This window comes from Streptomyces torulosus (genome assembly GCF_001419765.1).
GTDB lineage: Bacteria > Actinomycetota > Actinomycetes > Streptomycetales > Streptomycetaceae > Streptomyces > Streptomyces torulosus.
Genome location: NZ_LIRK01000543.1, coordinates 15,449 through 27,793 on the forward strand (window position 1 = coordinate 15,449; position 12,345 = coordinate 27,793).

Annotated in this window: 10 protein-coding genes, 3 tRNA genes and 3 pseudogenes; 12 read left to right on the forward strand and 4 right to left on the reverse strand. The window is 69.8% G+C overall.

The annotated features are described in order from the left end of the window. Positions 1-230 precede the first annotated feature (230 nt). Positions 231-831, reverse strand: a pseudogene (locus AOK23_RS32650) (bifunctional DNA primase/polymerase); the annotation flags it as partial. On the opposite strand from AOK23_RS32650, the pseudogene AOK23_RS32655 reads away from it, so the two are divergent. From AOK23_RS32655 to AOK23_RS48195, 3 genes and pseudogenes are all read left to right on the forward strand, one after another. Then, positions 818-1,180: pseudogene (locus AOK23_RS32655) on the forward strand (UTRA domain-containing protein); the annotation flags it as partial. The pseudogenes AOK23_RS32650 and AOK23_RS32655 sit on opposite strands and share 14 nt — an antisense overlap. Further along, positions 1,177-1,842: a YdcF family protein gene (locus AOK23_RS32660; protein WP_055716165.1), complete on the forward strand. Its 666-nt coding sequence runs from the start codon at positions 1,177-1,179 to the stop codon at positions 1,840-1,842. The pseudogene AOK23_RS32655 and the gene AOK23_RS32660, both read left to right, overlap by 4 nt. 1,406 nt (positions 1,843-3,248) lie before the next feature. Further along, positions 3,249-3,336: transfer RNA gene (locus tag AOK23_RS48195), tRNA-Tyr, on the forward strand. A 167-nt stretch (positions 3,337-3,503) separates the two neighbouring features. Here AOK23_RS48195 and AOK23_RS32665 read toward each other — a convergent pair. After that, complete coding sequence (locus tag AOK23_RS32665) at positions 3,504-3,938, reverse strand: cupin domain-containing protein (RefSeq protein ID WP_055716166.1); 435 nt, start codon at positions 3,936-3,938, stop codon at positions 3,504-3,506. A gap of 247 nt (positions 3,939-4,185) precedes the next feature. On the opposite strand from AOK23_RS32665, the gene AOK23_RS32670 reads away from it, so the two are divergent. Then, a complete protein-coding gene (locus tag AOK23_RS32670; RefSeq protein ID WP_055539390.1) occupies positions 4,186-4,392 on the forward strand; it encodes a hypothetical protein in 207 nt (68 codons plus the stop codon). A 20-nt stretch (positions 4,393-4,412) separates the two neighbouring features. On the opposite strand, the gene AOK23_RS32675 is transcribed toward AOK23_RS32670, so the two are convergent. Beyond that, positions 4,413-5,069, reverse strand: coding sequence for an SDR family oxidoreductase (locus AOK23_RS32675; protein WP_055716167.1), 657 nt, complete (start codon positions 5,067-5,069; stop codon positions 4,413-4,415). 121 nt (positions 5,070-5,190) lie between these two features. Between AOK23_RS32675 and AOK23_RS32680 the strand changes: the two genes are divergently transcribed. Then, positions 5,191-6,264, forward strand: a complete 1,074-nt coding sequence (locus tag AOK23_RS32680) for a hypothetical protein (protein ID WP_240496672.1) — start codon at positions 5,191-5,193, stop codon at positions 6,262-6,264. A gap of 286 nt (positions 6,265-6,550) precedes the next feature. On the opposite strand, the gene AOK23_RS32685 is transcribed toward AOK23_RS32680, so the two are convergent. Next, positions 6,551-7,831 (reverse strand): amidohydrolase family protein, encoded by a 1,281-nt coding sequence (locus tag AOK23_RS32685; protein WP_055716168.1) that lies wholly within the window; start codon positions 7,829-7,831, stop codon positions 6,551-6,553. A gap of 406 nt (positions 7,832-8,237) precedes the next feature. Between AOK23_RS32685 and AOK23_RS32690 the strand changes: the two genes are divergently transcribed. The 7 genes and pseudogenes from AOK23_RS32690 (at position 8,238) to AOK23_RS32720 (ending at position 11,864) form a co-directional block, all read left to right on the forward strand. After that, positions 8,238-8,310, forward strand: a tRNA-Thr gene (locus AOK23_RS32690). Between the two features lie 46 nt (positions 8,311-8,356). Then, positions 8,357-8,429 (forward strand) — tRNA-Met (locus tag AOK23_RS32695). Positions 8,430-8,519: 90 nt separating this feature from the next. Beyond that, positions 8,520-8,684 (forward strand): 50S ribosomal protein L33, encoded by a 165-nt coding sequence (gene rpmG / locus AOK23_RS32700; protein ID WP_003948671.1) that lies wholly within the window; start codon positions 8,520-8,522, stop codon positions 8,682-8,684. A 170-nt stretch (positions 8,685-8,854) separates the two neighbouring features. Continuing rightward, entirely contained in the window at positions 8,855-9,307 is a 453-nt protein-coding gene (locus AOK23_RS32705; RefSeq protein ID WP_055542592.1) for a MaoC family dehydratase N-terminal domain-containing protein, read from the forward strand. A gap of 7 nt (positions 9,308-9,314) precedes the next feature. After that, positions 9,315-9,743 carry a MaoC family dehydratase gene (locus tag AOK23_RS32710; protein ID WP_055542593.1) on the forward strand — a complete coding sequence of 143 codons (429 nt, stop codon included), beginning with the start codon at positions 9,315-9,317 and terminating at the stop codon, positions 9,741-9,743. Positions 9,744-9,894: 151 nt separating this feature from the next. Then, the gene (locus AOK23_RS32715; RefSeq protein WP_206336358.1) at positions 9,895-10,464 is read left to right on the forward strand and encodes a TetR/AcrR family transcriptional regulator; all 570 of its coding nucleotides are present in this window, start codon (positions 9,895-9,897) and stop codon (positions 10,462-10,464) included. 84 nt (positions 10,465-10,548) lie between these two features. Next, positions 10,549-11,864: pseudogene (locus AOK23_RS32720) on the forward strand (DHA2 family efflux MFS transporter permease subunit). Positions 11,865-12,345: the final 481 nt, after the last annotated feature.

The window sequence follows — 12,345 nt, forward strand, 5'->3', positions numbered from 1 at the left end:
GGGCCCGTTCGTGCTGCCCGCAGACGCAGAGCCAGTCCGCGACTGGCACGCCGTGGCACTGGATCTGAAGCCCTGGGGCGATGCCGGTGACGGTGACCGTCTGCGGGTCAGAACCAAGGGCAGAAAGGACGCCCTTGCGGGAGGTGCCCTTCGGTTCGCCCACGGACGGCTTTGGCGCGCTCTGTACGGCGCCCTGAGGGCCGTTTGCGTGCTTTCGTGATGGGGTTCGGTCATACCGTGCGTCCCTCGGTCGTCTGGAGGCCGTTGGTGACCGCGCGGCGGGCGTAGGGCTCGGGGACGCCGACGGAGACGGCGGCGGCCGTGACCTCCTCGCCGATGGCGTCCAGTCCGCACGGGCCGGGGCAGGCGGTGTGCTGCGCGGCTAGGAATCGGGCCACGCCGAATGCCTGTGATCCGGCGCCGGATTCGGTGCGCGCGCGTACGAGGGCGAGGCCGCGTTCGAGTCCGGTGCGGACGTAGCGCTCGGTGTGGCGGCATCCGGTGGAAACCATCCGGTCCCACCGGGATGGAAGAAGCCACCCCGGCCCGGGCGAGGGTGGTGTCTTCCTTCACGACCAGCGCGCGCACGGCCGCCGACAGGGCCGTCATGTGGCCGGTGCCGGGACCGAGCCACCGGGCGTACTGCGAGAGCGACTTGACGTCGATGCCGGGGCGGACGGCGTTCGCGGACGGCATGGCGCCCCGGTAGATCCAGTGCTCGCCTCGTGTGGTGGGCGCGGTGCGGGTGGCGGGCAGGTTCTCGTGGGCCCATGCGACGGCGTTGTCGAGGTCGACGACAGTGACCCCGGCGCCGCCGGGCACCCAGCCCACCCACACACTGACCAGCTACTACCGCCCCGAGCATGTGGAAGGCACGCGCATTGTCGACCCCACGCCGGGCCCCGCCGGCCGCGGCGGAGGCTTCCGTGTCCTCTACGACGCCGGGTACGAGATCGACCACATGCGCGAGGAATTGTTCGCGCGCGTGCCCACCGCCGAAGAGGCTCAGCTACTCCAGCTGTCACCCGGTGAGTGGGTGGTAGAACTGCACCGCACCACGTACACAGCGGACGGGACGGTCGTAGAGTTCGCAGTCGGAATCCACGCGGCAACGCGCTTCGCGTGGTCGTACGACTTCAAGGTCCCCGACTCGGCAGCAACGGAGGGCGAGAGCAAGTGATCTCGGCTCAGGCATGGGCGGACGCTCAGCGGCTCTGGGACTTCCAGCAGATGGGCCATGAGCCGCGCCCATGCTCCGTGGCCGTCGGACTCGGCAGCCATGACCTCGGGGTGGCCGACGCCACCGCAGATCTCTTCCACCGGGGCATGGCGCCGGTCGTCCTCTTCACCGGAGCGACTAGCCGGACCACCCGCGACCGTATGCCCCGGGGGGAAGCCGAGCACTACCGGGACCGCGCGGTCGAGCTGGGCGTTCCGGCGAACGTCATCCTCGTCGAGTCGCACGCCCGGAACACGGGCGAGAACATTCGCTTCTCGCGGGCCTTGCTCGAAGAGCGGCGTATCCCCGTGTCATCCGCCCTACTCGTCAGCAAGCCGTACGAGGAACGGCGCGCGTACGCCACGGCCCGGAAGCTCTGGCCCGAGATCGAGTGGCTGAGCGCGTCCACCTCCATGACGCTCCCCGACTACGTCGACTCGATCGGGGACGCGCGCCTCGTCATTGACATGCTTGTCGGCGCTCAGCAGCGACTCATGGTGTACCCCCAGCAAGGGTTCATGATCGAGCAAGAGATTCCCGACGATGTTCTAGCCGCTTACGAGCGACTGTGCGGCGAAGGCTTCACGACCCGTCTCGTGCCCGAAACGGCAGATCGGGCCTGATGGCGGTCGGCGCGGAACCCCTTCGGCTAGGGCTCCGGTGCCGCGGCTGACGGAACGGGCGGGAGGCCCGGTAGGCGGGTCGCTCGCTCACGACGGCGCCCATGCGGGGTGCTTACGAGGCAGTAGGGCGCCGACAAGGGGAAATTCCCAGGTCGTGGCGTGGTCGCCGGGCGGACAGTAAGCGCGGCCGAAATGACCCGCGCGAATTCAAGTCATCATGTGGCCAAAAACAACCCTCTACTCCTGTTCGGCATTCGGCGACACGAAGCTCAAATAATCCTCAGAATCTTGCTCCATGCTTGTCTGAGCCTCATTGGCCATGAAATGGTCATGGTCATGCGGAGGTGATATCAAGAGCAACGCCATCCCTCCTGCATTCTCGTCGGGCAAAATCATGGACATTCATCGCAGTGAGAGTAGGTGGAGAAGTTGCTGAAGACCGTTCTCAATCGGCGGACTGTCGCCACTCGGGCCTTTGGGATGTTGCTGGTCGGAATGTTTTCGATCGGTATTGCAGCGCCCGCATCAGCTTCTGGCGCTGACGTCCTGTCACGACCCACCGGTTGCCACTATGAAGTCTGGGGCAATTTCGGAAGCGTCGCCAATTGCCGGGATGACAACGGCGGCTCTTACCGAGCCCTCGTCAGGTGCAAGTACCCGGAAGGGAAGGTGCACGCCATGGTGGGCCCGTGGAAGCAGACGGGAGACTCCCGAGCTTACTGTCAGGGAGACTCCAAGGCTATTTCGGCAGGTATCGAGACCCGGGTCTAACAAAATGGCCGGATCATTCAGAGAGAGGAGCTGTGTAATGAAGAAGCAGCATTCGAGCCTTCTCGCCGCCGTGGGAATGGCGGCCTGTTTCGCTCTCGGAATTCAAGGAACAGCCAATGCGACCTCTGTGGGGTACGCGTCGGCATCGGTCGACGCAGCCACCAGGGCCTGGCCGACAGGGTGCTCCAACAGTCGGTGGGACGAAGGCTGGCAGGCTCACTGCCGTAACAGCAATGGCGGGCACTACAAGGCGACCGTGACGTGTGTCCCCGACGGGGGCGGCCAGGGGATCGTGCGCTATCCCTCGGTTTGGAAGTCCACAGGAGTTTCCCACGTCGCCTGCCCGCCACTCACCTTTGCCGTGAGCGGCGGTATCATCACAAAGGCTAGTTAGCCTCAATCAGGCATCAGGGTCTTTCGGATTGTTGACGGACCGGCGGGCCGCGCGATGTTCAGAGTTTACCGACCTTGCATGCGGCGTCCCTGCTCACAGAAGACCCGCCTTTCGCCGGTCAGCCCGCCACCTGGCACATACTTCGTGCCGTCGGCATACCGGCCCTGCCCTGATGTGTAGGCGATTTGCCACTCGCAGTGTGGCCATATGGGGTGCTTGTGGGGTAGGCAGGGCGCTGACAGGCGCAAACGCCAGGTCACAGCGTGATCGCCGGACGGACTGTAAATCCGTCGGCTTAGCCTACCCAGGTTCGAATCCTGGCGCCGCCACGTGGAGGGAGACCCTCTCCGATCCGTTGAGAAGCGGATCGGAGAGGGTCTCTTCGTTGTGCGACCGCCTTTGTTCGGGCGGGCGCCGTGGGGACAGCGAGGTGACGTGTCTCACGCGGCAGGTCCCGCGTGGTTGCCCTTGCCGCTCGTTCCGCCCGGCGTCCCCCTCACTCGAACGGGCAGCCGGGATTCGGGGCGTCCTGGGAGAACGGGGCGCCGTGCGGCAGGACGTAGAGCACCGTGAGTATGAGTGGGACGTCGCCCAGGTTGCGGCCGATGTGGACGTTGCCGGGGCCGGCCGGCTCCTGCAACGCGCTGCCCTTCGAGTAGACGCCGTCGGAGGCGCACGTCGAGTCGAAGTGGCTGAGGGTGCCCTGCTTCACGTAGCCGTACAGCGGCCCGTCGTGGAAGTGCCAGCCGGTGGCCTGACCGGGCGGCACGGTGATCTCCCGGACGATGTAGTCGGTGTCGCCGACCGTCTTCTGCGCGATCAGCTTCGCCGTGACTCCGGGGCCGGGCGGAGTCGCGTGGGCGGTACCGCCGGCCAAAACCGTCGCGGCGACGACCGCACCCGTGGTCGCGGCGCGGAGCGAGGTACGCATGAGGGGGCCTCCAGGCTCGTGCGGGGGCGCGCGATGGCGTGCCGTTGCGAACATAGAGGCGGGCAGGGCCAGTTGGGGATCTCCTCCGCCAATCATTCACGTCCGGGTCATGCCCCCGTCTCCACGTCCCTCCGTCCCGATGTCCCTCCGTGTCTCCGTCTCTCCGTGCCATGCCGCCATGCCCTGCCATGCCGTGCCGCGCACAGCCCTACGACTCGGCGCACCCGTCACCGGGCACACTGACCCCATGTCATCGCGCCGCAGGAACTGCCCCGAGTGCCGTCGTGAGATCGCCGTCGTGGCCGGACGGTTCGCGCGGCACGACCCGCCGGGCGCGAGCGGTGAACTCGTGTCGTGCCCCGGATCGCGCAGGCAGGCTCAGATCGGGGCGGCCCAGCCCACGCTCGACGGATACGCCGTCCCGGAGTTCCCCGGCCAGCTGCCCCTCTTCTGACCGGCCCCGCCGAGCGGCCCTCAGTTGCCCGCGACCGACTTCACCGCCACCGAGACCGGCGTCGAACCACTGATCGTCTCCAGGACCAGGCCGGCCGTGGCCGGGGTCTCCAGGAGCTCCGCCAGGACCGCGGCCACGTCGTCGCGGGGGATGGACCCGCGCCCCGTGGACGCCTCCAGGCGCACGAGACCGGTGCCGGCGTCGTCCGTCAGCTGACCGGGGCGCAGGATCGTCCAGTCCAGGGCGTCCAGCCCCCGGACGTACGCGTCGGCCTCGCCCTTCGCCCGCTGGTACACGTCGAAGACCTCGTCGCCCTCGTGGTCCGGGTTCGCCCCCATCGACGACACCACCAGGTGACGCCGTACGCCCGCCCGTACCGCCGCGTCCGCGAACAGGACCGCCGCGCCGCGGTCCACCGTGTCCTTGCGGGCCGCGCCGCTGCCCGGCCCGGCGCCCGCCGCGAACACGGCGGCGTCCGCGCCACGCAGATGCCCGGCGACCTCCTCCACCGAGGCCGACTCCAGATCGCAGTGCACCGGCTCGGCACCGGCCGCGCGCAGATCGTCGGCGTGCTCGGCGCGGCGGATGAGCCCCGCGACCTCGTACCCGCGCGCGGCGAGCAGTCGCTCCAGCCGCAGCGCGATCTGACCATGTCCTCCAGCGATGACAATGCGCATGTCTCCGACCGTACGCCCGAACGAATGTGTTCGCCGCGCAACCATTCGGGCGCCTCGTGTGTCTCACCAATGTTCGCCGTCTCGGCGAGCGCCGAAAACATGGGGGGACGTCATCACCGTCATGCACAAATCCGCCGTACGTACGTCCATGGCGCGCGCGTCCGCCGCCGGGGCGCCCGTCTTCCGCCGCGCGTTCACCGGGGTCGGCTGCGCCGCCGCTGTGCTCGTCACGGTCGCCGCGTGCGGCACCGTCCAGAACCTCAGCGCGGGGCAGAAGGTGGACAACGCCGTCGAGCGGCTCGGCGAGCAGAAGTCGCTGGCGTTCGGCATGCGGCTCGACGCCGACCAGGATGACCTCACCGCGCTGATGGGCGAGGGCAGCGAGGAAATGCCGCCGGAGATGGCGGAGTTCTTCACCGGGCTCAGCATCGACGTGACGGTCAAGTCGAAGAAGCCGCTGGCCGACTCCGGGGAGAAGGACCTCGTCGGCGTCGGTATGAAGATCTCGGCCGACCAGAAGGTCTTCACCGAGTACCGGCTCGTCGGCGACTACATGTACTACCGCGTCGACATGGATGCCATGGGCGACGCGATGGGCATGCCGTTCCCCTCGCCCGACGACCTCGACGAACTCCCCGAGAGCGAGCAGCACCTGAAGCCGCTCTTCGAGGGCGACTGGGTCAAGATCAACACTGATGACCTGGAGAAGGCCGGTGAGGAGGCGGGCGGTTCCGGCTCCGGCGGTTCCGACGAACTCGACGCCAAGACACAGAAGAAGATCCTCGACGCCGTGCGCGGAGTCATCGCCCGCGAGGTCACCTTCAAGGCCAAGGACGGCAAGGACGGCGCCGAGGTCATCACGGCCAAGGCCAACTTCCGCGAGCTGCTCACCGGCGTCTTCGACAAGCTCCAGCCGCTCAAGGACGACCTCCCGCCGGGCGCCGAACTGCCCACCGCGAAGGACCTGAAGGACGCGCCGAACAAGAAGGTCGCCGTCGACTTCACCATCAAGAACGGTGACCTGACCCGGATCGAGACCGACCTCGCCGTCCTCGCCGAGGACCCGAAGGGCGCCAAGGCCCCCCTGGTCCTCACCTTCGGCAAGGCCGGCGACATCAGCGCCCCCCGGGGCGCCTCCGAGATCCCCGTCGACGACTTCGGTGGCCCTTTGGGCGGCGGAATGCTGGGCGTCTGACTCTGACACCAACTCGGTCCGACTCGGCCGCCACGGGCAGGGCTCTGCCGGCTAAGGCACCCATGCGCACGAACAGGCTTGGCAGGCCGACGGCTTCGGGGCCGGTCATCAGCACCGGCCCCGGTCCCGGACCCCGTTGAGCACGCTTCAAAACAGCACGCTTCACAACAGCACGGTTCAAAGCACCGGGCACGCACGCGTGGAGCACGAAAACACCCACGCGCGCGTGCCCACGCTCATTTCCCCGCCGCGGGCCCCACAGCCCCACACCCCAACCCTCACGCCCCTACGCGCCCGGAAACGGCTTCCCCCGCCCCTGCCGGGGAAGATCCAGCGCCGCCCCCGTCGCCGACCCGCAGAACTCCCGTACCGCGCTCGTGCGGGCCACCACACACCCCCGGTGCACGACGATCCGGGTGTACGCCAGGGAGAGCGCAGCGGCGAGCGTTTCGCCTCGGACGGCCAGCAGTTCGGCGGGGAAGCCGGCCTCCACGCGTACCTCGGGCAGGCCCAGGGCCGCCCGCGCCGCCCCGCTCACCGCGTCGTACGCGTCCTCCGCGCGCAACCCGTCCCGCGAGGCCAGCAGATAGGCGGCCTCCAGCGGATCACCGCGCCCCACGGGGTTGGAGACGTCCCGCAGGGCCCCGCTGCCCGCCGCGACCCGTACCCCGGCCGACCGCAGCAGCCGTACGGGCGCGGTGCCCCCGCCGTCCACCGTGCCGCAGCCGCCCTGGGGCAGGGAGACGACGCCCACGCCGGCCGCCGCCAACTGGTCCGCGGCGCGGGACGCGACCGGGGCGGGAAGGCGCGCGAGGCCCGCGCACGGGCCGAGGGTCACGCCGGGGCGCAGGCCGCCCACCATGGCCGCGAGCCGGGCGAGCCGGGCCGGGTCGTCGGCGTCGGTGTGCAGGTCGACCGGGCAACCGTGCTCGGAGGCGATGTCCAGCACCGCCTCGACGTACCCGGCGGGGTCGGGGTCCACATCGGGGCAGCCCCCCACCACGGAGGCGCCCATCTTCACCGCGTCCCGGAGCATCGCGAGCCCCTCCGCCCCCGCCACCCCGGTCAGCAGCCGGGGCATCGCCACCGCCGTCACCTCGACCAGCCCGCGCAGCGCCCGCCGCGCCCGCAACACCGCCGCCAGCGCTCCGAGACCCTGGACGTCCCCCACATGCACATGCGAGCGCAACGCCGTGGCCCCGTGTCCGAGTTGCAGCAACGCGGCCTCGGTGAACCGCCGCTGGACGTCCTGGCCGTCGTACGGGACCGGCCCCTCGATCTCCGCCGACAGGGCGGTGTCGCCGTGGGCGTGCGGTTCGGCGGGGGCGGGGAGGAGCAGATGGCCGGCGAGGTCCACGCGCGCGACGGGGGTACGGAGCGCGGCCGTACGGCCCGTCCCCAGGCTGCCCGCCGTGCCGACCGCCTCGATACGGCCGCCGCCCAGCCGGACGTCCACGACCCGGCCGTCCATGAGCCGCGCACCGCACACCAGCAGGGTGCCGGGTTCGTCCGGGCCCGAGGGCGGGTCGGACGAGGAGGGGGACGGCTGCGGCTGGCTGTCGGGCATCGCGCTCCCAGGGGCTCGGCGACGGCTGCACATGACGGCGGAGGCGGACAGGGACGGTGGGTGGGCCGCGGGGACGGCGCGGCAGGTGAGGGACACAAGATCACGCAGAGTGAGACGAGCCTAGGCGGGCGGCACGGCCTCGGCGCGGAGGAGCGCAATAGTCGTACCGGCGTGGTTCACGTGCCGGGCCGGCGGGGTTCCTGGTGCCGTACCCGTGTGATTCCTGTGCCGGGGCGCCATCGCCGCCGCCGGGAAAGGGGGGCCGGGTGAGGCCCGCGGGGCAGGGGATCAGGGGCGGGCGGAGCCCCGGCCCACCTCCCGGAAGATCCCCGCGGAGCCCGGCGAAGCGGGGCCCGGAAACGGATTTGGGCGAACGGCCGTGGGGCGTGTAATGTCTTCATCGCTCGCCCCAATAGCTCAGTCGGCAGAGCGTCTCCATGGTAAGGAGAAGGTCTACGGTTCGATTCCGTATTGGGGCTCTGGTGTGAAAGGTTCCCGCCGTCAGGCGGGGTCCGATCGCATCTCAGCGGTGTAGCTCAGTCGGTAGAGCAAGCGGCTCATAATCGCTGTGTCACCGGTTCAAGTCCGGTCACCGCTACTGACAGTAGCCGATTGTGGGGTCGGTCCTTCGATCGGCTACTCTTCTATGCGTTAAACCCGTCCCATCCGTTCGTCAAGGAGCACTCACGTGGCTGCCACCGACGTCCGCCCGAAGATCACGCTGGCCTGCGTGGAGTGCAAGGAGCGGAACTACATCACCAAGAAGAACCGGCGTAACAACCCGGACCGTCTTGAGATGAAGAAGCACTGCCCGCGTTGCAACGCGCACACCGCGCACCGCGAGACGCGATAAATCAGGCTCGTACGCGAGGCCGTTCCCGAGAGATCGGGGACGGCCTCGCGTCGTTGAATGACCCGTACCGGCCGGTACCGCCGACCGGTACGAGCCAAGCCCCGCGGCCGACCGCCGAGCCCCGGCCGACGGCCGCCGTTCCCGCTGAGCAATCAGGAGGTGCCGAGCCCATGGCGCTCGACCAGTCCTTCGTGGGGCGGTCCTACCCGCCCACCGACCCGTACGAGGTCGGCCGGGAGAAGATCCGCGAGTTCGCGGAGGCCGTGGGGGACGCCAACCCGGCGTACACGGACCCGGACGCGGCCAAGGCGCTCGGGTACCCCGATGTGATCGCCCCGCCGACCTTCGTGTTCTCGATCACGTTCAAGGCCGCGCGGCAGGTCGTCCAGGACCCCCAGCTGGGGCTCGACTACAGCCGCGTCGTGCACGGCGACCAGAAGTTCGCGTACCGGCGCCCCGTCCGGGCCGGTGACCGGCTCACCGTCACCTCGACCATCGAGGGCATCAAGTCCCTGGCGGGCAACGACATCCTGGACGTCCGCGGCGAGGTCCACGACGAGGCGGGCGAGCACGTCGTCACCGCCTGGACCAAGCTCGTGGCCCGCGCGGCCGAGGAGGCGTGAGGACCCGATGACCGCGAAGATCTCCTACGACGACGTCGAGGTCGGCACCGAACTGCCCGCCCAGACCTTCGGCGTGACCCGTGCCACCCTCGTCCAGTACGCGGGGGCCTCCGGCGACTTCAACCCGATCCACTGGAACGAGAAGTTCGCCAAGGAGGTCGGCCTCCCCGACGTCATCGCGCACGGCATGTTCACCATGGCCGAGGCGATCCGCGTCGTCACCGACTGGACCGGCGACCCCGGCGCGGTCGTCGAGTACGGCGTCCGCTTCACCAAGCCCGTCGTCGTCCCCAACGACGACCAGGGCGCGACCATCGAGGTCACCGCCAAGGTCGGCGCCAAGCTCGACGACAACACCGTCCGCGTCGACCTCACCGCCCTGAGCGCCGGCCAGAAGGTCCTGGGCATGTCCCGCGCGGTCGTACGCCTGGCCTGACCCGCACACGGGGCACGCAGTGAAGTAAGGGGCGCCCTCCAGAACGAGGCGCCCCTTACACACATCCCTCACCCGCGCCCCCTCGCACCCCTCACGCGCGCCCCTGCGGATCCCTTGACCAAGTTAGTGATTGAGTACTAACTTTCTATCCATGGTCAGGATGAGCGCGGAGGAGAGGCGCGAGAGCGTCATCCGGGCGGCGACGAGCGAGTTCGCCCGCGGTGGCTACCACGGCACGTCGACCGAGTCCATCGCCCGACGGGTCGGGGTGTCGCAGCCGTACCTCTTCCGGCTCTTCCCGGGCAAGAAGGCGATCTTCCTCGCGGCCGCGGAGCGGTGCGTGGAGGACACCATCCGCATGTTCTCGGAGGCCGCGGAGGGTCTGGAGGGCGAAGAGGCTCTGCATGCCATGGCCAACGCGTACACCAAGGTCATCGCCGAACACCCCGAACGCCTGCAGATGCAGATGCAGATGTATGTCGCCGTGGGTGCGGCGGAGCAGTCCGGCGACCACGAGTTCGGCGAGGCCGTGCGGGCCGGCTGGATGCGCCTGTGGGACGCGATCCATCTGCCCCTCGGCGCGGACGCCGGCCGGACCACCGACTTCCTGGCCCACGGCATGCTCATCAACTGCCTGGTGGCCATGGGCTTCCCGCCCGAACACCGGGTCTGGGCAGGGATGTACCCGTCGGCGCGGGACACCGGCCGACTGGAGAAGTAGCGGATCGCGAGACGGACGGCACGGCCGCCCTCTCACGCCCACGAAAGTTATTGATCAATAACTAATCAACTCGCTGGGGAAGAGATGCCGAAGGAACTGAGGGAAACCAAGAAAACCTCACCCACGCGCGCGGGTGCCGTCTGGGCGCTCGTGGTGACCAGCGTCGCCGGATTCATGGCGTCCCTGGACAACCTGGTGGTGACGACCGCGCTGCCCTCCATCCGGGAGGATCTCGGGGGAGAGCTGCACGACCTGGAGTGGACGGTCAGCGCGTACACGCTCACCTTCGCCGTGCTGCTGATGTTCGGCGCGGCCCTGGGGGACCGGTTCGGTCGGCGGCGGCTCTTCCTCGTGGGCATCACGGTGTTCACGGGAGCCTCCGCCGCGGCGGCCGTGGCACCCGGCATCGACTCGCTGATCGCCGCCCGGGCGGTCCAGGGGGTCGGGGCCGCGATCATGATGCCGCTGACCCTCACCCTGCTCACGGCCGCGGTACCGCCCGCGAGGCGCGGGATGGCGTACGGGGTCTGGGGCGCCGTCAATGGTCTCGCCGTCGCCTCCGGGCCCCTCATCGGCGGCAGCCTCACCGAGCACATCTCCTGGCAGTGGATCTTCTGGCTGAACGTTCCGCTGGGCCTCGCCCTGCTCCCGCTCGCCCGCCTCCGCCTCCGTGAGTCCCACGGCACGGGCGCCCCGCTCGACATCACCGGCACCGTGCTGGCCAGCGGCGGCCTCTTCGGCATCGTCTACGGCCTGGTCCGCGGCCCCGCCGACGGATGGACGGCCGGCCCGGTGCTGCTCGGCCTCATCGCGGGCACCGCGCTGCTGACCGGCTTCGTGCTCCACGGTGTCCGGGCGGCGAACCCCATGCTCCCGATGCGGCTGTTCAGGTCCCGCGCCTTCGCCGGCATCAACGCGGCGAGCATGCTGATGTTCCTGGGGATGTTCGGCTCGATCTTCCTGCTCAGTCAGTACATGCAGGGCGTCCTCGGCTACTCGCCGACCGAGGCGGGGCTGCGGATGCTGCCCTGGACCGGGATGCCGATGCTCGTCGCGCCGATCGCCGGGATCCTCTCCGACCGGATCGGTGGCCGCCCGGTCGTCGCGACGGGGCTGTTCCTCCAGGCCGCCGGGCTCGGCTACCTGGCGTGGCCTCCGGAGCGAACAACGCCCTCCGCGAGGTGGGCGGCGCCCTCGGCATCGCGGTGATGTCCTCGATCTTCGCGGCGCAGGGCGGCTACGAAACCCCACAGACCTTCGTGGACGGCCTCCGCCCCGCCCTTGCGGTGGGCGCCGCGGTCGTAGCCCTCGCGGGAGCGGCAGCCCTGGCCATCCCAAGGCGCACCCCCACACCGACCCCCACGAGGGAGACCCCGACCCTACGAAAGGTCCCGGCGTAGCGCCGCGGGGCGGGCACCCCACCCCTGCGGCTGCGGGCCCAAGACCACGCAACCCGGAGCTACCAGGGCACCGCTGCGCCCACCCGTGCCGCCCCAGCGGCACGACTGCCCGCAGCTGGGGGAGGGGGATGGTGAGGGAACTGCTCGCGGTCGAAGAGGGAGAGGGTGCGGCCGGAGTGTCGCACCGGACGCGGCTGGACAGAACGGGATGACAGCCGCAGCGGCGCAGGCCCTCGCGGCGCGGTAGCCGCGTACGGACGAGCCGGCGCATGTTGCTGAGGCGGTGAACCCCCACGGCGGGGGAGACGCGCACCGACGAGTCGCCGCCCGCCACCGCGCCGGCGCAAGCCCCCCGAGGTGGGTGTGCCGCGTACGGACGAGCCGAGCACGTCACCGGGGCGGCGCAAGCCCCCGCGGCGGGTCGGCCGCGTACGGACGAGCCGAGGCACGTCACCGGGGCGGCGCAAGCCCCTGCGGCGGG

Coding starts and splice junctions, on each gene's coding strand:
- AOK23_RS32675 (WP_055716167.1), bottom strand. CDS start 5,069: ATGCGCATTGTCATCGCTGGAGGACATGGTCAGATCGCGCTGCGGCTG.
- AOK23_RS32670 (WP_055539390.1), top strand. CDS start 4,186: ATGTCATCGCGCCGCAGGAACTGCCCCGAGTGCCGTCGTGAGATCGCC.
- AOK23_RS32685 (WP_055716168.1), bottom strand. CDS start 7,831: ATGCCCGACAGCCAGCCGCAGCCGTCCCCCTCCTCGTCCGACCCGCCC.
- AOK23_RS32705 (WP_055542592.1), top strand. CDS start 8,855: ATGGCGCTCGACCAGTCCTTCGTGGGGCGGTCCTACCCGCCCACCGAC.
- AOK23_RS32710 (WP_055542593.1), top strand. CDS start 9,315: ATGACCGCGAAGATCTCCTACGACGACGTCGAGGTCGGCACCGAACTG.
- AOK23_RS32680 (WP_240496672.1), top strand. CDS start 5,191: ATGCACAAATCCGCCGTACGTACGTCCATGGCGCGCGCGTCCGCCGCC.
- AOK23_RS32715 (WP_206336358.1), top strand. CDS start 9,895: ATGGTCAGGATGAGCGCGGAGGAGAGGCGCGAGAGCGTCATCCGGGCG.
- AOK23_RS32665 (WP_055716166.1), bottom strand. CDS start 3,938: ATGCGTACCTCGCTCCGCGCCGCGACCACGGGTGCGGTCGTCGCCGCG.